The organism is Oceanobacillus chungangensis, from assembly GCF_003369565.1.
In the GTDB taxonomy this organism is placed as follows: Bacteria; Bacillota; Bacilli; order Bacillales; family Amphibacillaceae; genus Oceanobacillus; species Oceanobacillus chungangensis.
Window position 1 is genome coordinate 83,622 of record NZ_PIOD01000020.1, and the last position, 23,930, is coordinate 107,551.

Below are 23,930 nucleotides of genomic sequence, written 5' to 3' on the forward strand. Positions count from 1 at the left end.
AATAAATAATCGAATGACATAGAAAATATTAGCCGTGCATATGTCAAAAGAAGTAAAAAATAAATAAGTAAGTAAGGGTTAACAGAGAAAGGAAGATTTGTACATGGCAATAGCTACATCGAAATTTAAGACAATAACACCGGCTTATGATCCTTGGGAAGCATATATGGACGTTGAAGAATACTGGGAAATGAACTTAACAAATATTGAATTTACAACAACATACATGTGTAATATGCGCTGTGCCCAATGAGCTGTTGGTGACATGCTGCAAAATAGTGTAAGCGTAAGGCGAATATTAGTATGTAACGATTAATAATGGTTTCTTGGCAACTAGACAAAGCCAGAATATTTCATTATAATTAACATAGAATATTAGAAAACTGGCCAGTTACTAAGCTATTCGGTGACTGACCTAGTTGCACTTATGAGCAGCTACTAAATAAGTCGCCAAGGTGCGCTAACACCTTGACGACAAGCGTAACTTACGATACCCAAAATAAAGGGATCGGCAGCAATTGAATTATTAAGAAAAAATAATCCATTCGTTTACCTGGTCAAGGCAAGTGGATTATTTTTTTCTGTCAATATCAGTTAAGATACTCACAATTAACGCTGCAAAAGAAATTGCAAGCATTAGAGCCTCGAACACTGACATAGCAACACCCCCTTTCCAAAAAAGAATGGGTGGTGTTACCGATCCACTTTACCTTGAGCTATCGCTAGTTACCTCTAGAGTATAGCTTATTTTTTATAAAAATAAAACATACCTTTTGTTGTAAATTAACAACTGCCTTCGTATTCAAAATAAAGGTGATAATGTTTTTTACATCCTTCATTAAACGTAGCATTGCAGTTCATGCATTTGCCAGTATCTAAATACAAATAAATAGGGTGTTCAGTCTTACAAACGCCGCATATTATCGCCAATTCATTGAATTCTTCTTTTTTCCATACAGAAATAGCATGACTTTCGCATTCATTATGGCATTTATAGCATGGATAATATTTACCGCAGCAATTAAACTTAATAGCAATAATGTCCTTTTCTGTAGCATAATGTTTACATCGCGTTTGATCATCAACAATAGGCCCATAGATCTTCATCAGTGCTCACCTCAATTAATTTAAAGATGGTTATAAAACTGAACTCTATTAAGTACCAGCTTATAAGTCTGCTTGTTCCTCAGATTCCCATTTGTCCACTTCTGCCCGAACAATTGGAGCAACTTCTTTTCCTAGTAATTCAATGGCTTTCATGACATCTTCATGAGGCATCGAACCGACTGGGACATGGAGCATAAATCTAGTAATTCCAACATTTTTACGCAAAAAGATAATTTTTTCAGCGACTGTTTCTGCATCCCCTACATATAATGCTCCTTCTAAGCTTCTTGCTTGGTCAAAGCTTGCTCTCGTATAAGCACCCCAGCCACGCTCTCTTCCTAGAACGTTCATTGCTTGTTGTGTAGGTGGGAAGAATTTCTCAACCGCAATATCAGTACTTTCAGCAACAAATCCATGTGAATGTGATGCAACCGTTAATTTTGCAGGATCATGCCCGTTTTTTTCTGCTGCTCGCTTATATAGCTTCACAAGTGGAGCAAACTGGCCGGGCTGCCGCCAATAATGGCAAGAACGAGTGGCAGTCCAAGCACACCAGCACGTGCAACAGATTGTGGGGTTCCACCACTAGCAATCCACACGGGTATTGGATCTTGGACTGGTCGAGGATAGACTCCAAGATTTTGTATCGATGGTCGATGCTTTCCGCTCCATGTTACCTTTTCAGAATCTCGTATTTTAAGCAGCAAATCCAGCTTCTCATCAAATAATACATTATAGTCATTCAAGTCGTAACCAAATAGCGGAAATGATTCAATAAAGGAACCTCGGCCAGCCATAATTTCCGCACGTCCATTGGAAATGGCATCTACTGTGGCAAAATCCTGAAAAACACGAACAGGATCATCCGAAGATAATACTGAAACCGCACTTGTTAGTCTTATTCTTTTTGTCTGTGAAGCTGCGGCAGCAAGCAGCACTGCTGGTGCTGAAGCAGCGTAATCTTGCCGATGATGCTCTCCCACGCCAAAGATATCTAGTCCTACTTGATCTGCTAATACAATTTCTTCGACAACTTCACGTATTCGTTCTGCATGGCTGATTACTTCCCCTGTATGTACATCTGGAGTGGTTTCAACAAAGGTAGTGATACCAATTTCCATGTTATTGCCTCCCTTTTGGTTATTTTAGTTTGGAAAATAATTCCTGAATATTTATTTCTTTCATCATCATAAATTATTTGGCCAATATTAGGAAGGAATTTGCGTTAGCTACCTTTGGTTTAAATCTCCATAAGCCGAAGAGTGCATTATATGATTAATAAGAACATGCAAGGGACGAACCTTTTAAGTGCGCCTCTATAAAAGATAAAGGATTGGCTCATCGGACGAATAAAACTGTTAACCAATAGAAATGAAACTTTTAACCAATAGAAATGAAACTTTTGAGAATAAAGAGCGTATATGCTTAAGAAGTTAGAAAATAATGCTGTTGCATCTGCAAATGCGATGGCCTTCAAGTAATATCAATTAGAATATCATTTCTAGAGACGTGAGCAATAAGTGAAAATAACCTGAAAATAAGAAAGGTGATAGTTATGGAGAAAATCATTGAAGCTAGTACAGACCATCTGCACGCGTTGACAAAGCTAGGAATAAGTTTATGGCCAGAAAATGAATTTGAAGCTTTGAAGGATGAGTTTGCTACCTTAATTGACAGAGATCAACATAAAATCCTCCTAACTCTAATAGAGGAGCAGACCGTTGCATTTATTCATCTCTCCATTCGAAACGATTATGTGGAAGGATCTAATTCTAGTCCAACAGGATATGTCGAGGGAATTTATGTTTCGCCAGAGTATAGAAAACAAGGGATCTCTAGACGATTATTCAAGGAAGGACGAAAGTGGCTATTACATAAAGGGTGCAAGCAGGTAGGCTCCGATATTGAATGGAGCAATCAAGTTAGCTATGAATTTCACAAGAGTATCGGATTCAAGGAAGCGAACCGCTTGATAACATTCATTCAAGATTTATAAATTGAAAATATCAGCATACCTTTTGCTTAATTGTCCCTATTTACGTTAAAATAGGTGCATACAATCAGCTAGAAAACAGCGGAGGTATGTATAATTATGAATTGGCAGGAATTTTTTACGTATGATAATATGATTGATCTCGCAATTTCGATAGGGATCTTTTTACTTTTCTTAGTGTTTAGAAAGCTATTTGCGAAATATGTCTTCACACTATTACTTAAATTAGGTAATAAATCACCGACTAAATTGTTCGCAGAGATTTTTATCGCATTTAAGAAGCCAGTAGAGTGGACGTTTACTGTTATCGGTATTTATATTGCTGCATCTTATTTCCCTCATTTTAATCAAGGGAATGAATTCTTCAAAAATATGATCGGTTCCATGTACATTTTTCTATTTACATGGGGATTCTTTAATTTGGCTTCGGCGGACTCGATATTTTTCAAAGGGATTAATAAAAAAATGGAATTCGATAAAGATAATATTATTATTCCCTTACTTTCAAAAGCATTGCGATTTATTATTGTCGCGATTGCGCTAACTGTTGTCTTGCAGCAATTCGGTTATAATGTAACTGGTTTTGTTGCAGGTTTAGGGTTAGGTGGACTTGCTATTTCTTTAGCTGCTCAAGATATACTTGCCAATATGATTGGTGGATTTGTAATTATCACAGAAAAACCATTTACAAAAGGAGATTGGATTGTTACTCCAAGTATTGATGGCACGGTAGAGGAGATTGCCTTCCGAAGCACGAAGGTAAGAACAGCAGCCGATGCACTTGTCGTTGTACCGAACGCGACACTAGTGAAGGAGCCGATTACAAATTGGAGTAAAATGGATAAACGTCAAAATTCATTTGATTTAACATTAACATATGAAACGCCACAAGAAAAAGTAGAAACGGTAGTAAGGCAAATTGACTATCTATTAAAAAATAATCCAGAAATTGATCAAGAAACGATTTTAGTCAAATTTAATAAGTATAATGAAAACGGCTATAACATTATGGTTTATTACTTTACAAAAACAACGGCATGGGCAGAATATGTAAGTGTAAATGAGACTGTTAATTTTAATATTATGGAACTTCTTCGAGATGAGAATATCGAATTAGCAGTTCCTGCAAGGGCATTATATGTACAAGATTCAAGAGACAGTCAAGAAAAGAATGCTATGAAAAGAGAATCAGATCACTAGAAAGAAAGGAGATGCTATCCTTTCTTTCTTTTTGGCTACTTTCTAGTTCTCAAAGTAAAGGATTATTACTAGAAGTGGATATAAACTGCTTCCTTGGCCGTCGCTCCAGAAATACACTACGCGCACCTTAGAGGAGCTGGTGAGCCTTCTCATGCTATCGCACTTCGAAGTCTCACCTAGGCTCTTCTTCCCGCAGGAGTCTTCGAGTATTTCTTCCGCTGGGATTGTGGGATTGTTATAATTTAACCCTCTCTTATTAGGATGAAAAAACATTTCCCTCTCTATCGCCGTTGATTGTAACCGAGGACAGGAGACTCCTCGAAAATAAAGTTCAATTTGTCTGATTGCGATGTAACGCTGCCCGCGGAAATCAACGTAGCCCATAGTTCGCAGTTAATATCAAAACAGCAATATCATACAAAATCATTATCTTTTTGCTTAATATTAGTACTAGGTAATAACACTTTGTGATAAAATAAAGTTAACGAGCCTTTAAATGAAAAAGTACACTAGTGGAGGAGAATAGAATGTATTATTTCGCAGCTTATTTATTAAAAATAATCTTGAGCTTATTTGGCAGAATCAAAATTTTTCAAAAAGAAAAGTTACCGACATCTGGTGGTTATGTTCTTGCATGCACACATACGGGTTGGGTAGATATATTGTGGTTGGGTGTTGCCTTACTTCCGACCAAAATTCATTATATGGCGAAAAAGGAATTATTTCAATCAGGTTTCACTAAATGGTTAATGAATGCATTGAATGCTTTTCCAGTTGACCGAGAAAATCCAGGTCCAAGCTCGATAAAAACCCCAAGAAAGTTACTGAAGGAAGATAAAGTAGTTGGTATTTTTCCAAGTGGAACGAGAACAAGTGAAGAAGTTCCATTAAAAAGGGGAGCTGTGACTATAGCAGCCTATGGCAAAGTGCCAATTGTACCTGCCGCATATGTTGGTCCAAATAATTTTAGTGATTTATTTAAACGTCAAAAGCCGAAACTCATTTTCGGTGAGCCGATTTATTTGTCTGAAGATCAACCAAAGAAAGAAGCAATTGAAACAATGATGGTTGAACTCAATGATGCATTTAATCATCTACAAAAGCAGTTGACAACTATTGATAAATAATCGATTAGAATAAACTCCCAACGACAATTGTCGTTGGGAGTTTATTTTTTATATTCTATAAAACATCGTCAAAATGTACTCTTTTATTTAATAGATAAATTAATGGTATTCCAACTGCTAGCACTACAAGTTCACCAGCGGCTGTTGTTAACCATGAGAATAGGAATGGCAGACCCAATGCCAATTTTAATTCAAATGCAATGATGAACATATTAAATGAGAAGATAAGTGCATTCATAAAAAGCAATACTAGCTTATTTTTAATATATTTTGCTAGCATGATAATAATACTTAATGAGATGGCAGAATGTGCTACCCCAAATACAAGATCAAACCAGCCTAATGGTGAAAATAAATTGGTGATAAAAACACCTAAAATAATTCCAAAGAAGAATTTCTTATTAAACACAACGAGATGATTAAACATCTCCGAAATACGAAATTGGACATTTGTAAATCCAAATGGTTGGATAAGCAACGATACTGCAACATAGAGCGCTGCTAACAAACCGTTAAATACCAATGTATTAACTTTCATTTCTAAACCTCTCCTTAGTTTTTTTGCGTGGGGGGGTCTCGAACCACGTTTCTGTTTAATGCCACAGCATAGTATAGTACAAACTGCTGGAAATGAAAAGCTACTATTTTTTGGTAGCGGTATTCTGCTATTTATATGAATTCGCTTTTTTTTTAGACAATCGAAAAACGTGGCGAATTGGTGCCCATAATAATTATCATCTGCATCGGCAGTTATAACTCCGTACATATCGCTAAAGAGCTCGATAATATATTCGTATTCATATTCATTCATCCATTAGAAAAATCAATAAGATGCTTTCCTTCTATTTATAATATACGGAGCTTTGAAAATAGACTGAATAGCCTGCTAGACCCCACAATGAAAATTGCCTTGACAGAATCTCAATGTATTTATATAATACTTACATAAAGTAACTTAGTTTAAAATTATAATTAAGTATTGTAAAAGGGCTCGTTTTTCAGCTTACAATCAAGTTAGATGGAAAATTGAAATAAAATAAGCGATGAAAGAGGAATAAATAATATGGAAAAGAAATTCTTTGAGAAACCATCAATATATGTAGGTCAGGTTAATATCAATGTGGCGAATTTGGAGCGTTCCATTACGTATTACCGTGATTTCATGGGATTTAAAGTAATGGAACAATCGAATGACAAAGCAGTGTTAACTGCTGACGGAAAAACACCGCTACTAACATTAGAGCAACCAGCGAATGTTTTACCGAAAGAAGGAAGAACTACAGGTTTATACCATTTTGCAATTCTATTACCAACTCGCGCAGACTTATCTGCATTCTTAAAGCATATTATTCAGGCAACAGGTGGCCAAATGCGCTTAGGTGCATCCGATCACTATGTGAGTGAGGCATTATATTTTGACGATCCTGATGGAAATGGCATTGAAATTGCTCATGACCGTCCAAATTCTGAATGGAATTGGGCAGATGGTATGGTAGATATGGCAACTGTTGCACTAGACGGGGATAGTCTGCTTGCAGAAACAAATGAAGAATGGAACGGGATGCCAGAGGATACATTAATGGGACACATTCATTTACATGTTTCTGATTTAGACAAGACAGAAGAGTTTTATGGCAAAGGTCTTGGATTTGATGTTGTAACAAGATTCCCGGGTGCATTATTCACTTCAACAAATGGCTATCACCACCATATCGGTTTAAATACGTGGAATGGTGTCGGTGCAAAAGCACCAGCTAAAAATAGTGTTGGTCTTAATTGGTTTACGTTAATGTTCCCTGATGAAGCTACTAGAAGTGAAATCATCGAACATTTGAAGCAAGTTGGGGCAACGGTTGAGCAACAACAAGATTATTATGTAACACAAGACCCTTCTGGGAATGTAATACAATTACTAGTTTAATCAAATACTAGAGCTCCTCATAAAATATTAGGAGGAGCTTTTTTACTACTTAAGGAATTATTTGGAGGAATTTCAATGAATACACATCTAGAGAATCAAGAACCATTTGAAATTGGAATCTATACATTGGGGGATATTGTAACAAATCCCCTTACAGGAAAAACAATCAGTGCTGGCGAACGAACACATGAGATTATTGAAGCGGCAAAGCTAGCTGATCAAGGTGGATTGGATGTATTTGGGGTTGGTGAGCATCATCGTCTTGATTATGCTGTTTCTTCTCCACAAATGGTTTTATCTGCAATCGCCCAAGCTACGAAAAATATTAAACTTACGAGTGCAACGACTGTATTAAATACAGTGGACCCTGTAAGACTTTTTGAAGATTTTGCTACACTCGATTTGATTTCAAACGGAAGAGCTGAAATAACAGCTGGACGTGGTGCATTCGTAGAGTCCTTCCCATTGTTTGGATATCATTTTGATGACTATGATGCTTTGTTTGAGGAGCATCTTCAATTATTAATGCAGTTGAATGAAAGTGAACGGGTAACTTGGAGTGGAAAATATCGCTCAGCCCTGAATAATTCCGAGATTGCTCCTAGACCTGAACAAGCGAAATTACCAATTTGGACAGGGGTTGGCGGAACGATTTCAAGTGCTGCAAGAGCTGGGAAATACGGAACTGGTCTGACGATTGCGATGATTGGCGGAGAGCATGAGCGATTTTTACCGCTTGTTGATGCATATCGTCAAGCTGGAAGTCTAGCTGGAAAAGAAGATTTGAAAGTTGGAGTTACCGGTCATGGCTATATAGCTGATTCGATGGAAGAGGCGAAGGATACTTTTTATCCTTACTACGCCCAGTATATTCAGTATATGAGCAGGCAGCGTGGTCAGAATGGAGAGGTTTCTCGAACAGCATTTGATTACATGACAAGACCAGAGAATGTTATGTTTATCGGAAGCCCGCAGGAAGTCACGGAAAAGATTCTTTACCAGCATGAAATGTTTGGTCATAAACGATTCATGTTGCAGATGGATATTGGTGGAATGCCATTTGAACATATTGCAAAAACAATCGACCTACTGGCTACAAAAGTTGCGCCAGTTGTAAGGCGTGAAGTTGCCAAACAAGCAGCAACAGTATAAAAAATCCCAACCAAGGATTAACCTTGGTTGGTTTTTTTGTTTGAGTGGGGAGGGGAATCAGCAGGAGAAAATCTTTATCAGCAAGAGCGCGAGAAAATCAGCCTGAGAAACGCTATATCAGCAAGAGCGTGAGGAAATCAGCCTGAGAAAATCTTTATCAGCAGGAGCGCGAGAAAATCAGCATGAGAAACGCTATATCAGCAGGAGCGCGAGAAAATCAGCATGAGCAACGCTATATCAGCAGGAGCGCGAGAAAATCAGCAGAAGAAAAAGTATATCAGCAAGAGCGTGAGGAAATCAGCCTGAGAAAATCTTTATCAGCAGGATCGCGAGAAAATCAGCAGGAGAAAATCTTTATCAGCAGGAGCGCGAGAAAATCGGCAGGAGAAAGGCTATATCAGCAGGAGAAAGGCTATATCAGCGGGAGAAAAGCTATATCAGCAAGAGCGTGAGGAAATCATCCTGAGAAAATCTTTATCAGCAGGAGCGCGAGAAAATCAGCATGAGAAACGCTATATCAGCAAGAGCATGAGAAAATCAGCATGAGAAACGCTATATCAGCAGGAGCGCGAGAAAATCAGCATGAGAAAATCTTTATCAGCAGGAGCGCGAGAAAATCGGCAGGAGAAAGGCTATATCAGCAAGAGCGCGAGAAAATCAGCAGAAGAAAAAGTATATCAGCAAGAGCATGAGAAAATCAGCATGAGCGCGTGCTAATTCTATACAAAAATCCCCGGATAACTAGCATTATTACCCGGGGAGCTTCCATGTAAACTCTTTACGCTTCATTAGAAATCAAGCTATTATACCAATTAGCTGCTGCTTTTACTTCATCAATTGTTAATTGATGGCCACGGTTCTCCCAGTGTAATTCTACACTTGCACCTGCATTTTCTAATAATGATTTTAAGTCTTCCGATTCCGTAGCGGGGCAGATTGGATCGTTTGTCCCAGCTGCAATGAAAACGCCATTACTTGAAAGGTCTGGCAATTCAATCCCTCTTCTAGGAACCATTGGATGATGTAAAATAGCTGCTTTTAATGCATCCTGATAATGGAAGAGAAGACTTGCAGCGATATTAGCACCGTTCGAATAGCCGATAGCCACAATGTTACTTCGGTCAAATTCGTATTGTTCTGCAGCATCATCTAGGAATTCATTTAGTTCCTTCGTACGGAAGACGAGATCTTCCTCATCGAATACACCTTCAGCTAGTCTTCTAAAGAAGCGGGGCATGCCATTTTCTAATACATTTCCACGAACACTTAATACGTTCGCCTCTTTATCGACGATCTCTGCTAACTGAAGGAGATCCTGTTCTGTTCCTCCTGTTCCATGTAGCAACAGTAATGTTGGCTTTGCGCTATTTGTTCCTTTTTGAAAAATATGTTTCATTTAATGATTCTCCCTTCTATTATTTTCTGTCGATATGATCTTGAAACAAATCAGTTTATTGCTATTTCGGTCTTTCAATAGTAAACACATCACCGATTTTTGCGTAGTTATGTCCAGCGAGGCGGCTAACGGCACCCAGTGTTTTAGGATTAATTCTTCCTTCTTCATAGACTGCTTCATCAATATGGAATCTAATAATCTTACCAATAATCAGATCGGTTCCAACCGAATTATCCTGGCCTAATTCAATTGCTTGTACCAATGTACATTCAAAGCGAACTTTTGCTTCTTTAATTCCAGGTACAGAAATCTGTTCACTATCAACAAGGGTGAAATTCGCTAATGATAGTTCACTTTCATTAGATGGAAGCGATGCAGCCGTTTTATTTATTTCTTCTATATTATCCTCATCTGCAATGTGGACAACGAATGTATTATTATCTATTATATTTTGAGCAGTATCTTTTATTTTCCCATTTTTACGTTGTATAGAAATGGAAATCATCGGCGGATTAGACGAGACGATATTGAAATAGCTGAACGGTGCGGCATTGACGGTTCCGTCAGTGGCAACACTCGTCACAAATGCTATCGGTCTAGGAATGATACTGCCGATAAGTAATTTGTAGTTTTCCCGTTCTGTATTATCTTTTGGGTCAAAGGATAGCAAAGCATTTCCTCCTTCATTTTTATGGAAAACCATACTCCAACTAATTATTTATTCAAATCTCTAATGGCAATCGGAATTAATGAATGATTAAGCTGTTCGCGATATTCTTCATATTGTGATGGTAATTTTAACTCGGTTCCCATCGTTTCATACGACTCATCGTGTGCGAATCCTGGCGGGTCTGTTGCAATTTCAAATAGTATTTCACCATGCTCTCTGAAATAGATGGCATTGAAATAGTTTCGATCTTGAACAGGGGTTACCCCGTATCCTTGATTGCGGACATAGCTTTGCCATTCCAGTTGATCTGCGTCATCCTTTGCACGCCATGCAATATGGTGAACCGTTCCAACGCCCATTTGCCCACGGCTTATTGGTGTAGCTTTGAGATCGATAATATTACCAATATCCCCGTATGATTTAAAGCGGATTAGGTCACCTTCTTCACCAATTTTTTCTAATCCCATCACATCTTGTAATGTCTTCTCTGTTTGCTCTGGATTAGTGGAAAGTAGGACGGCACCACCGAAACCTTTAATCGCCACATCTGGTGTTACGTCACCAATGGTCCAATTGTTATTGTCGCCAGCTTCTCTTTCAACGAGCTCTAACTGTAGACCGTGTACATCAGCAAATTGCAGGTAGATTTCGCCAAATCGCTCTGTTTTTTCAAATTTAATGTTGAATTTCGTTAATCTTCTTTCCCAGAAATCTAAGGAACCAGTTGGAATACTGTATGTTGTTGCTCCAACCTGGCCACCACCAATTTTCCCTTGATATGCATTTGCCCAAGGGAAGAATGTGATAATTGTTCCCGGTTTACCGCCATCATTCCCAAAGTACAGATGGTAGGTCCCAGGATCATCGAAGTTTATCGTTTTCTTGACTAGTCGCAAACCTAGTACTCCAGCGTAGAAGTCAACATTTTCCTGTGGGTGTCCAACAATTGCTGTAATATGGTGGATTCCTGCTGTTTTTTTCATCGTATAGTCTCGCCTTTCTTTCCGACTTTTTTAAGTACATTGATTACTATTTCTTTCTCTTCTGCTGATATACCCTCAAATAGTGATTCAATTACTTGCTGATGCTTAGGGAATATCTCGTCCATTAGTTCTTTTCCTTTGTCTGTTATTTGTATATAGACGACCCTTCGATCCTCTTTGCAATTAATTCTTTCTACTAGTCCGTTATTTTCTAACTTATCAATCACATACGTAATGGACCCTGTATTAATCAGTACTGCTTCAGAAATCTGCCGAATGGTTTGTTTTCCTTTACTGTATACTGCTTCTATTACTGCAAAATCCGAGGATTTCATACCATGGCTGCTAATATCCTTTTTGATAAGTTCTTCTATTGACTTCGATGCTTTCAATAAAACAACGAAGGCCTTTAAAGATAAATTATCGCTCATATTGAACCCTTCCTTTCATGAAATGTATGAAAAATATCTTTAATTAATTTATATTTAATTAAGTATAATATATCCAAACTTTAGTTAGAAGTCAACTATTAGTTAAAATTCACGGCTTACAATAGACCGGCGAGTTGACAATAAAATTAGATGTAACTATAATGGTTACATCAGGAGGTTGCCGACAATGAAAATCAGCAGCAGATTTACGATAGCCGTACATATATTATTGCTCATTTCAATTGAAAGAAATACGAGATGTACCTCGGAGTACATTGCAGATAGTGTCAATACGAATCCGGTTATTATTCGAAAGGTTATGGGTAAACTAAAAAATGCTGGAATGATCATCATTCATCGTGGTCCTGGTGGAGCAGAGTTGTTAAAGCCCTTAGTACAAATTACGTTGCTCGATATTTATCGTGCGGTGGAAGTTGTGGAAGAAGGCGAACTGTTTCAAATTCATAATGATCCGAATCCGAATTGTGCTGTTGGCGCGAATATTCAAGGTGTACTTGAATTGATTTTGTTGAAAGCCCAAGATGCGATGGAGACGATTCTGGATGAGGTGACGATGGAAGAGTTAGTTACCGTGTTTTCGAAAAAAATTGGCTAATGCAGTCTATTTTTTTCTTGTAGTTGTAACTGTTTTGGTTACAACTAAATATACTTAGGAGGTTTTGTGAATGAAAGTAGGAGTTATTGGAGCAACAGGGAAAGCAGGAACTTTGATTTTGAAGGAAGCAAAAGAAAGAGGTCATGAAGTAACTGCGATTGTTCGAAACGCTGGGAAATTAGAGGGCAAAGATGTAGAGGTTGTACAAAAAGATTTATTTCAATTAACAGCAGAAGATTTGCAACCATTTGACGTGGTTGTCAATGCATTTGGTACAGCTCCAGATGTTGCTGAACAACATGTCGAGTTTGGAAAAGTATTAATCTCAGCGCTTCAAGGTGCTAAAGAAACTAGATTACTCGTTGTTGGTGGAGCAGGAAGCCTTTTTGTAGATGAAGAAAAAACAACCCGCTTAATTGATACACCTGAATTCCCAGATGCTTTTAAATCGATTGCGTCTAATCAAGGAAAAAACCTTGAGGACTTACAAAACGCAACAGGAATCAAATGGACCTTCCTGAGCCCGGCAGCTTTCTTCAATCCTGATGGTAAGCGAACGGGCACGTACAAAGAAGGAAAAGATAATTTGATTGTCAATGCACAAGGTGAAAGCCATGTAAGCTATGCAGATTACGCAATTGCAGTAGTAGATGAAATTGAAAATGCTGCACATGTTAATGAACGATTTACCGTTGTTTCTGATGCAGAATAAGCGAAAATTATCGAAAGGGAATGGTATCCTCAGGGTTATCATTTCCTTTTTTGCGTTTTAGGACGGGAGTAGATTTTAAGATAGTTTCTATCGTTATCCGTTTAATGCAGTAAAAGGAAGCACGTTATTTATAATCGTGTCTCCTTTTACTATTATCAGAAAAATCTTAGGAAAAAGTACTGAAATTGTTAGGTAAGCTCGAGCTGTCCGATGCTGGTCGCATTGAAGGGTGTTAAGATAAAAATGATTGAAATTAAGAAAAATGGGTATGTATTATTATGGACGAAAATACTTGAAGGAGGCTGATTTATAATGCCTAATAAAATCATTGGCGGAGTATTCGCTGTGGCTGAAGATGCAGAGAAAGCAATTAATGAATTAAAAATACTGGGCTATCAAAGCGAGGATATTACAATTTTTGCTAAGAACAAGGATCAAGTCAATTTAATTGAAGATGAAACAGGTACAAATGTGACAGCAGAAAAAGAAGGAAGAGGTAAAAATGCTGGAAAAGGTGCGGGAATTGGTGCTATTTCTGGAGGTGTGCTAGGAGGCATTGTTGGCTTAGTCGCTGAAGTTGGGCTGTTAGCGATACCTGGTATCGGTCCGCTGGTAGCAGCTGGGCCAATTGCAACTACGCTTGCAGGAATGGGTGTAGGTGCTGGCGGCGGCATGCTTGTCGGTACTTTAGTAGGAGCTGGCATATCGGAGGAACAAGCAAAAGAATATGAAAAATATTTGAAAGACAATAAAGTCATTGTTATGGTTGAGGTAAACGAAGAAAACCAAAGTGATGTATATCGTAACTTCATTTCAAACAAAACAGAGAACACAGCCATGTACCCTCAGGAAATTCTTATTACTGAGAATAGAACAAGAGATTTGTAATACCTGTTGATGATTATAGTTTTACAAAGAGGAAAGAATAAATAAAACTATGTTCGTGAAGATCCTAGCAAGATGCCAGTGGTGATTGTTGCCACTGGCATCTTGCATTTTTTATAATTGTCTTTGCTTTAGCTGGATATTATCTTTATGTTTTAGAAGCATTTTGTAAGTAATTTGCTATTCTAAAGCCTTTCAGCAGGATTTTATGTACCGATAATACTGGATACTTCTTCCTCGGTCGATGAGTGATAATGCTGTTTAACGAAATCTCTTGTTCGGCATGGTTTGTTATTATTTTGGCATTAGATATAATAGAGGAAATATAGACGTCGGTGAGGCGATCTCCGAAAAGGCTGAGGTAAGAGTTAGCCGGATACTGCTAACAGATGCAAATTATTGTTAGATTCTCATTGAAATGACTAATAACAAAAATTTTAGATATCCATTATAAGAATGGAAGAGATGAATACTACACTGTAAAAGGAATCAGTATAAACTTAACGATTAAATTAGGTATATTAATGAAAGTTGGGTCAGAGTATGATAACGGACGATTATAGTATCAGTCTACAGCAAATTGAATTATTGGCACCACGAATTAGTACTGGGATACGAATAATACTTGTTATTAGTGGTGAAATAACTGTTGAGACTAATAGCCGGTATTACCCATTGAAGGAAAATGATTTGCTTGTCATCAACCGAAATCAGTTTTTTCAAGTAAAAGGTAGCAAAAAAAACAGTGTTTTGATGTTAAATATTTCTGATATGTATTTGAGCAAAGCTTATTCTTCCTATCGAACAAGCCGATTTGAATGTTATTCAAGAGAAATCGATATGGGAAGAGAATCAATGGTTGGGAAGCTTCGCAAATTATTAGTTGAACTAATGCTTACTTACTATCGCCGTGATGAAAGCTATCAAATTGAAATCCAAGCATTTATAAGTGAACTATTATTAATTTTGATTCGGCGTTTCAAACAAAAGGGAAGCTCAAATGAAAAAATTGATACACAGGATGAGCGACTGACTCAAATTATAGCTTATATGGAAAAAAACTATGATCAATCGATAACTTTAGAAGAAATAGCAAATAGCTTTTATTTATCATCTGGTTATTTATCACGCTACTTTAAACAGAAGGTAGGCACAGGATTCAATCGCTTTCTAATGAATATTAGGCTCGAGCATTCGTTGAAGGATTTAATGTATACATCAAATTCTATTTCACAAATCGCAATGAAAAATGGCTTTCCAAACACTAAATCATTCACAACATTATTTAAGGAAATATATGAAGATACACCAAAAAATTATCGTGAAAAGCACAAGGTGGAAAGTGTGGATTCAGTAAAGCGCTATAATCTGGAGGATGCATCGGAAATAATTCACTCGCCAAGTATTCTCGAAAGATTAGGTGCGATATTAACAAATTCTGATGAGACATATAATAATACCGAAACAAAATCAGAAGAATTAAAGCTCGACTTATCCCATGTCTCCACGAATAAAATAAAGCGGCCGATGCATAATTTGATGATTGGCGAATTGAGAGAGCTGCTGAAGGAAAGTGTTCGATCACAAATATTAATGGTTGCTAAGGATATGCGGCTTGAAAATATCGGTGTCCGTAATTTAATAAAAGGCTCGACATTCATTCCTCCTGTTGAAACAGATGAGATTATTTCGACAACCTCTCCATATTATAACGCAGATTTTGCATTGAATTTCCTTAAAAAACATGAATTATCACTATTTGTTCGTGTGGATTATAAAGAAATTTCAACAGATGAGGAAAGCTACTTTACTGAATTACATAACTTTATGAGACACTGTATTAATGTTTACGGGAAGGCTTATATAGAAACATGGCATTTTATGTTTTATGAATCATTTCCAACTGGTGTTGATGGAAAGGAATTAGAACGTGTATATAAGAAATTATATTATGCGCTAAAGGCATTTGTTCCGCTTATATCTGTAGGCTCCTTTTTCCCCTTTGCATTTAAAAAGGAAGTGACAAGCACTCAGCATAAGTGGCTAATCAAAGATGACATTCCAGTAGACTTCTTTGGCTACGAGGCAAACCAAAATGAAGTAATAAATTTTGAAGAGCTTGGTGATGATCGTTTTTCCTTAGCGGAAGGATATATAAAAGAGAAAACAGATAAATTGCTCTCTTATCTATTGCATCATAAGAAAGAACGACCAATTCATTTAATTAGCTGGAATACACTTTCAGGAAATACAAGACATACGAATGGTACATTTTTCAGAGGGGCTTTAGTTCTTAAGAATGCCTTTGAAGTAGCTGATAAAGTTGAATCGATGGGGTTCTGGATTAATACGGAACAACACGAAAAAGGAAGGAAAGAGCGGAATATACCGATTGAAGGATTAGAGCTTTTTCATTACTTTAATGGAAAGAGACCAGCATATTTTGCAATGCAATTTTTAGAACGGCTTCAGGGTGAAATTATTGTTAGTGGATCTGATTATATTATGACGAAGAACGATCGGGGATATCAATTATTATTAATGAACAGTAACATTATTAATCCTTATTATTCAGTCGAGGATACATTTCTTCAAAAACTAAATAAAGATATTCATGTTGCAATATCAAACATGGAACAGGGCGATTACCAAATTCGCAAACATGTATTTGATAAGAATAATGGCGCATTGTATACGAAATGGTGGGAGCTGAATAGTGCGTATGGCATGGATATGGAAGTGATTGATTACATTATCCAAACAAGTCGCCCTTCCATAGAAATATTTGATGAAGCAATTGAAGGGGAATGGTCATTTTACTCCTATTTATCGATAAATGCGATTCACTTTTTTGATATTCGGAAGGCTTTAGATTAACGATATATGTTGTTTAATAAGAGGACTGATGCTCGACTTGAGCGTCGGTTCTTTTTGCTTGTTTCAAAAAGATTGCATCCTGGCAGGAACTGAATATATTATTCCCACGCTAGAACAGCTGGTGAGCATCCTGCGTTGGCGTACGTCGCAGTCTCATCAAAGCCTTTAATAATGAAGATAAAACGCTGTTGAAGCATTACCTAGGGTTAGTGCTTGTCCGTAACGGAAAAAGGTTTTGCTTATTAAAATTAGGTTAAAAAAGAACCGTCATTTTTTAACCTTTGTATTTCGAAGTAGAAAAAGTAATAGCTTATTTGATTAATGGGGTGGAAAATCAGCTTACTCAAATACAGGTAATCTTTTACAATTATAGGTGAAAAGAGAAGGCTTAATACTTTTCGGTAAAACTTAGCACTTTTATCCAGTTTTTTTTTTTGTAAATATGTAAGGAAAGGATGGCAATAATAAAGCCATCTAGGAATTTATGATGCTGGGGGTCACAAACCAAGCATGATAAGCAATTGCTCGGTAAGGCGTTGCTAAGTAACAGTTTTTTTAATAAAAAGGAGGGTATCATAATATGGAAACAGCATATAAAGGTACAAATAAATTGATTATCGGTATTGTTTTTGGAGTTATCACTTTTTGGTTATTCGCACAAGCAATGGTTAATATCGTTCCAGCTGTACAAGAAGATTTAGGTGTATCACTTGGAACGCTAAACGTAGCAATTAGTTTATCAGCGTTATTCTCAGGAATGTTCATTGTAGTAGCGGGTGGATTAGCAGATAGAATGGGAAGGAAGAAGATTACGTATATCGGATTAATTCTTAGCGTAATTGGTTCTTTACTTCTTGTAATAGCGAATGGCGCTACACTACTAATAATTGGACGAGTACTTCAAGGACTATCTGCTGCATTTATCATGCCAGCAACGATTGCATTGGTGAAGGAATACTTTGATGGCGCGGAAAGACAGCGTGCGCTTAGCTACTGGTCAATTGGTTCTTGGGGTGGATCAGGGCTTTGCTCATTTGCTGGTGGGGCAATTGCAACATATATGGGTTGGAGATGGATTTTTATTTTCTCTATTATCTTTGCGTTACTAGCAATGTGGCTAATTAAAGAGGTTCCTGAAAGCAAGGCACCATCAAAAGGTAAGTTTAAATTTGATTTTGGTGGTTTAGCAATCTTCATTGTGACGATGCTTGCTATAAACATCTTTATTACACAAGGTGCAAATTTTGGTTGGACTAGCGCAACATCAATCATACTTGCCGCTGTATCCATTATCGGTATTATCGTCTTTGTTAAATATGAAGCGAAGCGTACTACTGCGTTGATCGACTTTAAAATGTTTGAAATTAAACCATATACTGGTGCAACAATTTCTAATTTCTTATTAAATGCTGTTGCTGGTACATTAATTGTCGCTAATACTTATGTGCAAGTGGGCCGTGGATATAGTGCATTTCAGTCTGGAATGCTATCCATTGGATATTTAATTGCTGTACTAGCAATGATTCGTGTTGGAGAAAAATTGATGCAGCGTACTGGTGCGAAAAAACCAATGGTATGGGGAACAATCTTAACCCTTATTGGGGTAGGGATTATGGGATTAACTTTCTTACCTGATTTAATGTATACCATAGTTGTGTTCGTTGGATTCATCTTATTCGGTATCGGACTTGGAATGTATGCAACACCTTCAACAGATACAGCAGTCTCTTACGCTCCTGATGATAAAGTTGGAGAAGCTTCTGGAGTTTATAAAATGGCAAGTTCATTAGGGAATGCTTTCGGGGTTGCAATTTCAGCAACAATCTACAGCACAATTGCGGCAGTTAGCAGTGTAGAGGTTGCAGCATCAGCCGGGATTATTACGAACGTTATCTTTGCAGTACTTGCGTTAATCTCGATCATTTCCTTAGTTCCGAACAATGTTGGGAAACCTTCATAATAGGTTGGAGCAGAAAATTAATCTTTAGGATGTAGTAAGAAAGCTAGCTTTCTTACTACATAAATGCATCTAAGACTGGTTACTAAGAGCTAAGGATTAGCCCTTTGAGTAAATTTAGAGGAGGATTTATGATGAGACAAGAATTGATGAAGATGTTAGAAGATCGCAAAGATGAAATGATTGAAATTCGTCGATATTTACATGAACACCCAGAATTGTCCTTTAAAGAAGAGAATACGGCGAACTATATTGCTGATTTTTATCAAGGAAAAGATGTAGAAATTGAGCGCAATGTAGGAAATGGCTATGGCATTATTGTCACTATTAGAGGCGGAAAACCTGGTAAAACGATTGGTTTAAGAGCAGACTTCGATGCATTGCCAATAACAGAAGAAGCCGATGTTCCTTTTAAATCGAAAAATGAAGGGATTATGCATGCTTGTGGTCATGATGCACATACAGCGTACATGTTAGTACTAGCAGATTGCCTAATTCAATTAAAAGATCAAATCCATGGTACGATTAAAATTATTCACCAACATGCGGAAGAACAACCACCAGGTGGAGCAAAAAGTATTCTTGAGTCAGGTGTCTTAGATGATCTTGACCGAATCTTCGGTATTCACATCCTACCACTTGCACCAGCAGGTACTGTTGGCTACCATAGTGGATATACCTTTAATGGCAGGTCATATTTTAAATTGAAGATTAATGGAACAGGTGGACATGGATCTTCTCCACATAAAGCGAATGATTCGATTGTTGCAGGTGCTTATTTTGTTACGGCAGTACAGACGGTTATTAGCAGAAGACTAGACCCCATGAAGACCGGCGTTGTAACAGTTGGTTCCTTTGATGGTAAGGGAAGCTTTAATGTAATAAAAGATAGTATTGAATTAGAAGGAGACATTCGTTATTCTGACGATGATGCGAAAGAGGTCATCGACAAAGAATTCCACCGAATTGTAAAAGGAATTGAAGAATTATTTGGTGTGACGTGTGAATTAACGTATGTTGCCGATTATCCTCCATTGTATAATGACCCAGATGTAACTGCATTTGTTGCTAAAGCATTGAACGATTCTAAGGATCAAGATATGAAAGAAGTAGTAGAATTTCCAAAGCTATCTCCATCTGAAGACTTTGCATATTATTTGAAGAAAATAAAAGGATGCTATTTCTTCATCGGATGTACACCAAAAGGCGTCAAGGAACCTTTCTTCAATCACCATCCTAAATTTGATATTGATGAAGATGCAATCCTTGTATCCGCTAAAGCAGTTGGAAATGTTGTATGTAGTTTTTTTGAAAACGAAAATGCATAAATAAAAAACCGAGCCGATTATGGCCCGGTTTTTTTATAGGTCAACCGATAATTGAAGCTTTGGTTATCTGTTTTAGAATATGCTTTGGACTGATAAAACAAATCTCTGAGTGATATAGCAGCTTTCTTTGTTAAACGGTCCATTTGCTGCACTTTCTCACGCTTCCACTTTCAATAATTGCATTTGTTTATTAAATAAAGTTGGATAAGAAAGGAATCCAAGTAATACACTTGTTACGACCACAGATGTTAAAAGCAGGAAGAGAATGAGTAATTGGAATTGAACTGCTTGAACAGGATCCGCACCTGCGATAATTTGCCCACTCATCATACCCGGGAGCTGGACAAGTCCAATGGTTTTCTGACTTTCAATAGTCGGAATCGTGCTTGCCTTGATCGAAGCAATTAATTGTGAATGAATTGCTTGCTTCGGCGTTCCACCAAGTGACAAGATAAGCTCAATTTCATTTTGATGGGCATCTATCTCTGCAGTAAATCGATTAAGGAATAGAATTGAAAGTACCATCGAATTTCCAATCATCATCCCGCTAATTGGAATAATGTATTGTGGTTCGGCTGGTGTAATATGGAAGCCGAGTAAGATACCTTGTGTTATAATCTCAACAAAAATAAACGTCACAATTAGCTTCCAAGTGATACCTTTAATTGAAGCCCCTTTTTTACGTGCGTTTTGTGTTGCGGCTCCAATCATTAATGCAATCATTAAAATGGTATAGATAATATTCTCGGAATGAAATACGAACTGCAGGATATAACCGACGATAAGCAGCTGAATTATCGATCGAACGGTTGCAATAACTGTATCCTTTTCTAGTTCCAGATTAAATGCCTTTGATAAAACAATTGGAATTAAAACAAAAACTAAAGCTAGAGACAACGTAAGAAATGTCATACTAAATCCCCCTTAATGAATTGTTTAACCCTGTCATTTTTAGGATTATTTAGAAATGAACTTTCTCCAGATTCAATAACTTCACCGTCTATCATTACCCAAGAATATTCGCCAATCGTTACAGCCTGCGTTAAGTTATGGGTTATCCAAATAATAGTTGTTCCATATTTCTCATTGATTCTAACAATTAGCTCCTCAATGTCCTGCTGGGATACGCGGTCAAGTGACGATGTAATTTCATCAAGTAATAAAATTTTCGGCTTATTTACGAGCGTGCGGGCAATCGAGACCTTCTGACGCTGGCCGCCAGATAAGTCCTTCACATTACGAGTTAAAAATGCTTCACTTAGTCCGACATCCTGCATTAATTCCGTCGCATCTTCTTCTGAGAGTTTGCTTCCTTTCAAGGTTAACGGCAGTGCAAGATTTTTCATGACTGTACCGCGAATCATTGTTGCACTTTGGAGTGCAAGTCCGACATTTTGACGTAATTCTATCGGATTATATTGATCGATTTTCTCCCCGACAATCTGAATTTCTCCTGAGCTAGGAGAAATAAGTCGATTGCATAATCGAAATAATGTCGTTTTCCCTGCGCCAGAAGGGCCGACTAATGTCGTAATTTTTCCTTTCGGGAAAAATCCCGTAATATTTTTTAAAATTGATGTGCTGCCATCCGAATAATTGACATGCTCAAACTGGATAGCAGCCTTGTAGGATTCTTTCATCTAATTTCTTCCTCCAGTTCATGTTTGTAATCAATAGTAGCTAAATTGTAACAAAGTTAAGAGATTGCGTGAAAGATTAAGCGGGGTTTTGAGTGAGAATGGAGCTAGTATTTATTAAAATACCGATATATTTGGAAATACGCCGATATATTTCATATTCACGCCGATATAATATGAAAACACGCCGATATCTCCCGGTTCCACGCCGATATTCGACAAACTTTGGGGAGTGAACATAGGCACCCCCCACTCCTTATTTCTTTAATTTCTTCTTCTTTGCTAGTAGCTGTTGGAATTCTTCGTCTAATTCGGCTGATGGTTCGAAGCTGAGCTTGCTTAAAACTTCAGTAATTCTCGTTTCAATTCGTAGTAGCTCTTCTTCAGTGGCATCAGGTTCTTCTTTTGGAACATAGTTTTTATATGCTTCATATGTTCCTTCAAAAATCTTTATTTCTTGATCTTCAATCGACAGAATCCGATTGGCAATCGTCGCAATGAAACGGCGATCATGAGAGACAAGGAGAATGGTTCCTTGATAATTGGCGAGAAGATCCTCTAGTGCTTCGACGGCCTCAATATCCAAAAAATTCGTTGGCTCATCCAAAATCAATGTATTAATATCGCGTACAAATAATTTAGCGAAGGCTACTTTTACTCGTTCTCCACCACTTAGGACCTCTACTTTTTTATAAACATCCTCACGATAAAAGTGAAGTCTAGCTAAAACCGTACGTATTAACGTTTCATCCTGCTTCGATGTCAAACTGACATTCTCTAATATAGACTTATTAAGATCCAGTATGTCTAAGTTTTGGCTGAAATAACCTGCTTTCATTGCAGGGGAAATAGAAATACCAACTTCATTATGAATAATTTTTTTAATAAGTGTTGATTTTCCCACGCCATTTTTACCGATGATTCCAATCTTGTCGCCGCCTTTAATATGGAAACTAGTCGGTTTCCAAAGTATGCTGCCTTCAATTTTGCCGGTAAGATTTTCTGCACGTAAAACAATCCGACCTTTAAAGTTATCCTCGTTCGGCAAGACCATTTTTATAGGCGGGGCTTCTTTTACTTTTTCTATTGCTTCTAACTTATCGATTCGGGTCTCAATAGCCTTCGCCGCCTGATTCAATTTCTTTTGCTTTTTTGCAAAATATGGCCTTGCACCAGTAATACTTGCTTCAGATGCGCTCACATTTTTTGGTTTCTTAGTTGCTCGTTGCGCTTTTTGTTCCTTTAACTGTAGTGCATTCTCCAATTGCCTCTTTATATTTACATATTGCTCATAGGCATTTTCCTGACTTTTGATTGCCAATTCTTTCTGTGCAATATAATCAGAATAATTGCCTTTATATTCTGTCACCGTTTCATTGTCTAACTCCCAAATCGCAGTGCAAAGGGAATCTAAAAATGTACGGTCATGAGAGACGATAATTAACGCACCCTGCCATCTGGCAAGTTGCTTCTCTAATTTCTCTATATGCTCAGTGTCTAAGTTAGTTGTCGGTTCATCTGCAAGTAAAATGTCCGTTCTCCTGGCAATCGAGCGGTTGATATAAACTTGAGTTACTTCTCCACCACTCTGTGTTGTATTTGTATTCTTTAATTGTGGAAGAAGCTCTTTAGTTGCTTGGGAATGGATTGTTCCCTCGCTAATTTCCCTTGTTCCAGCAAGAATTTCCAATAACGTCGTTTTGCCGCTCCCGTTTCTTCCAACTAAACCGATACGATCCTGATCTTCAATTTGGATATGCTCGATATCGAATAACAGCCGATCCTTAACGTAATATTTCAAGTTGTTTATTTCGTATAATGTCATACGCTCATCCCCATTTCCTTCTTTGTTGGAGACAAAAATGCCTCCTATCCATTTTCAGAATAGGAGGCATAAATGGGTACAGATTGATAGGGATATAGAGATACATCCCGTCT

Annotated in this window: 24 protein-coding genes, 2 pseudogenes and 1 riboswitch; of the genes and pseudogenes, 14 read left to right on the forward strand and 12 right to left on the reverse strand. The window is 37.4% G+C overall.

Annotated elements, in window-relative coordinates:
• Nucleotides 1-103: 103 nt before the first annotated feature.
• Nucleotides 104-244: pseudogene (locus tag CWR45_RS19900) on the forward strand (radical SAM/CxCxxxxC motif protein YfkAB); the annotation flags it as partial.
• 327 nt (nt 245-571) lie between these two features.
• On the opposite strand, the gene CWR45_RS20515 reads toward CWR45_RS19900, so the two are convergent.
• From CWR45_RS20515 to CWR45_RS15280, 3 genes and pseudogenes are all read right to left on the reverse strand, one after another.
• Nucleotides 572-658, reverse strand: coding sequence for a putative holin-like toxin (locus CWR45_RS20515; protein WP_425453636.1), 87 nt, complete (start codon nt 656-658; stop codon nt 572-574).
• A 125-nt stretch (nt 659-783) separates the two neighbouring features.
• Nucleotides 784-1,110, reverse strand: coding sequence for a CHY zinc finger protein (locus tag CWR45_RS15275; protein WP_115750728.1), 327 nt, complete (start codon nt 1,108-1,110; stop codon nt 784-786).
• Between the two features lie 57 nt (nt 1,111-1,167).
• A pseudogene (locus CWR45_RS15280) lies at nt 1,168-2,228 on the reverse strand (LLM class flavin-dependent oxidoreductase).
• Nucleotides 2,229-2,662: 434 nt separating this feature from the next.
• Between CWR45_RS15280 and aac(6') the strand changes: the two are divergent.
• From aac(6') to CWR45_RS15295, 3 genes are all read left to right on the forward strand, one after another.
• On the forward strand, nt 2,663-3,103 hold the full coding sequence (gene aac(6') / locus CWR45_RS15285; protein ID WP_115750729.1) for an aminoglycoside 6'-N-acetyltransferase: 441 nt from the start codon (nt 2,663-2,665) through the stop codon (nt 3,101-3,103).
• Nucleotides 3,104-3,199: 96 nt separating this feature from the next.
• Nucleotides 3,200-4,300, forward strand: a complete 1,101-nt coding sequence (locus tag CWR45_RS15290; RefSeq protein ID WP_115750730.1) for a mechanosensitive ion channel family protein — start codon at nt 3,200-3,202, stop codon at nt 4,298-4,300.
• Between the two features lie 527 nt (nt 4,301-4,827).
• Nucleotides 4,828-5,427 carry a lysophospholipid acyltransferase family protein gene (locus CWR45_RS15295; protein ID WP_115750731.1) on the forward strand — a complete coding sequence of 200 codons (600 nt, stop codon included), beginning with the start codon at nt 4,828-4,830 and terminating at the stop codon, nt 5,425-5,427.
• A gap of 55 nt (nt 5,428-5,482) precedes the next feature.
• Here CWR45_RS15295 and CWR45_RS15300 read toward each other — a convergent pair whose 3' ends face one another.
• A complete protein-coding gene (locus CWR45_RS15300) occupies nt 5,483-5,965 on the reverse strand; it encodes a QueT transporter family protein (RefSeq protein WP_115750732.1) in 483 nt (160 codons plus the stop codon).
• Nucleotides 5,966-5,973: 8 nt separating this feature from the next.
• Nucleotides 5,974-6,018: riboswitch (PreQ1 riboswitch) on the reverse strand.
• Nucleotides 6,019-6,490: 472 nt separating this feature from the next.
• On the opposite strand from CWR45_RS15300, the gene CWR45_RS15305 reads away from it, so the two are divergent.
• From CWR45_RS15305 to CWR45_RS19905, 4 genes are all read left to right on the forward strand, one after another.
• Complete coding sequence (locus CWR45_RS15305) at nt 6,491-7,348, forward strand: VOC family protein (protein ID WP_115750733.1); 858 nt, start codon at nt 6,491-6,493, stop codon at nt 7,346-7,348.
• A gap of 75 nt (nt 7,349-7,423) precedes the next feature.
• Nucleotides 7,424-8,500, forward strand: coding sequence for an LLM class flavin-dependent oxidoreductase (locus CWR45_RS15310; RefSeq protein ID WP_115750734.1), 1,077 nt, complete (start codon nt 7,424-7,426; stop codon nt 8,498-8,500).
• Nucleotides 8,501-8,682: 182 nt separating this feature from the next.
• Nucleotides 8,683-8,952, forward strand: a complete 270-nt coding sequence (locus CWR45_RS15315; RefSeq protein WP_115750735.1) for a hypothetical protein — start codon at nt 8,683-8,685, stop codon at nt 8,950-8,952.
• Nucleotides 8,953-9,042: 90 nt separating this feature from the next.
• Nucleotides 9,043-9,192 (forward strand): hypothetical protein, encoded by a 150-nt coding sequence (locus tag CWR45_RS19905; protein WP_170138880.1) that lies wholly within the window; start codon nt 9,043-9,045, stop codon nt 9,190-9,192.
• Between the two features lie 86 nt (nt 9,193-9,278).
• Here the strand turns inward: CWR45_RS19905 and CWR45_RS15320 are convergent, their stop codons facing one another.
• The 4 genes from CWR45_RS15320 to CWR45_RS15335 form a co-directional block, all read right to left on the reverse strand.
• On the reverse strand, nt 9,279-9,896 hold the full coding sequence (locus tag CWR45_RS15320) for an alpha/beta hydrolase (RefSeq protein WP_115750736.1): 618 nt from the start codon (nt 9,894-9,896) through the stop codon (nt 9,279-9,281).
• 61 nt (nt 9,897-9,957) lie between these two features.
• The gene (locus CWR45_RS15325) at nt 9,958-10,566 is read right to left on the reverse strand and encodes a flavin reductase family protein (RefSeq protein ID WP_115750737.1); all 609 of its coding nucleotides are present in this window, start codon (nt 10,564-10,566) and stop codon (nt 9,958-9,960) included.
• Nucleotides 10,567-10,610: 44 nt separating this feature from the next.
• Entirely contained in the window at nt 10,611-11,549 is a 939-nt protein-coding gene (locus CWR45_RS15330) for a ring-cleaving dioxygenase (RefSeq protein ID WP_115750738.1), read from the reverse strand.
• Nucleotides 11,546-11,980: a MarR family winged helix-turn-helix transcriptional regulator gene (locus tag CWR45_RS15335; protein ID WP_115750739.1), complete on the reverse strand. Its 435-nt coding sequence runs from the start codon at nt 11,978-11,980 to the stop codon at nt 11,546-11,548. The genes CWR45_RS15330 and CWR45_RS15335 overlap by 4 nt, the downstream gene beginning before the upstream one ends.
• A gap of 187 nt (nt 11,981-12,167) precedes the next feature.
• Between CWR45_RS15335 and CWR45_RS15340 the strand changes: the two genes are divergently transcribed.
• The 6 genes from CWR45_RS15340 to CWR45_RS15365 all read left to right on the forward strand — a co-directional run bounded on the left by CWR45_RS15340 (nt 12,168) and on the right by CWR45_RS15365 (nt 20,355).
• Nucleotides 12,168-12,596: an Rrf2 family transcriptional regulator gene (locus CWR45_RS15340; RefSeq protein ID WP_115750740.1), complete on the forward strand. Its 429-nt coding sequence runs from the start codon at nt 12,168-12,170 to the stop codon at nt 12,594-12,596.
• Between the two features lie 70 nt (nt 12,597-12,666).
• Nucleotides 12,667-13,308, forward strand: a complete 642-nt coding sequence (locus CWR45_RS15345; protein ID WP_115750741.1) for an NAD(P)-dependent oxidoreductase — start codon at nt 12,667-12,669, stop codon at nt 13,306-13,308.
• A 312-nt stretch (nt 13,309-13,620) separates the two neighbouring features.
• Nucleotides 13,621-14,196: a general stress protein gene (locus tag CWR45_RS15350; RefSeq protein WP_115750742.1), complete on the forward strand. Its 576-nt coding sequence runs from the start codon at nt 13,621-13,623 to the stop codon at nt 14,194-14,196.
• Nucleotides 14,197-14,736: 540 nt separating this feature from the next.
• A complete protein-coding gene (locus tag CWR45_RS15355) occupies nt 14,737-17,070 on the forward strand; it encodes a helix-turn-helix domain-containing protein (RefSeq protein WP_115750743.1) in 2,334 nt (777 codons plus the stop codon).
• Between the two features lie 580 nt (nt 17,071-17,650).
• Nucleotides 17,651-19,030, forward strand: a complete 1,380-nt coding sequence (locus tag CWR45_RS15360; RefSeq protein ID WP_115750744.1) for an MFS transporter — start codon at nt 17,651-17,653, stop codon at nt 19,028-19,030.
• 131 nt (nt 19,031-19,161) lie between these two features.
• Nucleotides 19,162-20,355 carry an amidohydrolase gene (locus CWR45_RS15365; RefSeq protein ID WP_115750745.1) on the forward strand — a complete coding sequence of 398 codons (1,194 nt, stop codon included), beginning with the start codon at nt 19,162-19,164 and terminating at the stop codon, nt 20,353-20,355.
• Nucleotides 20,356-20,511: 156 nt separating this feature from the next.
• Here CWR45_RS15365 and CWR45_RS15370 read toward each other — a convergent pair whose 3' ends face one another.
• From CWR45_RS15370 to CWR45_RS15380, 4 genes are all read right to left on the reverse strand, one after another.
• Nucleotides 20,512-21,267, reverse strand: coding sequence for an ABC transporter permease (locus CWR45_RS15370; RefSeq protein ID WP_115750746.1), 756 nt, complete (start codon nt 21,265-21,267; stop codon nt 20,512-20,514).
• Nucleotides 21,264-21,995 carry an ABC transporter ATP-binding protein gene (locus CWR45_RS15375; protein ID WP_115750747.1) on the reverse strand — a complete coding sequence of 244 codons (732 nt, stop codon included), beginning with the start codon at nt 21,993-21,995 and terminating at the stop codon, nt 21,264-21,266. Before CWR45_RS15375 ends, CWR45_RS15370 begins: the two co-directional genes overlap by 4 nt.
• Nucleotides 21,996-22,109: 114 nt before the next feature.
• A complete protein-coding gene (locus CWR45_RS20355; protein ID WP_281271866.1) occupies nt 22,110-22,232 on the reverse strand; it encodes a hypothetical protein in 123 nt (40 codons plus the stop codon).
• A gap of 16 nt (nt 22,233-22,248) precedes the next feature.
• The gene (locus tag CWR45_RS15380) at nt 22,249-23,817 is read right to left on the reverse strand and encodes a Vga family ABC-F type ribosomal protection protein (protein ID WP_115750748.1); all 1,569 of its coding nucleotides are present in this window, start codon (nt 23,815-23,817) and stop codon (nt 22,249-22,251) included.
• Between the last annotated feature and the right edge of the window lie 113 nt (nt 23,818-23,930).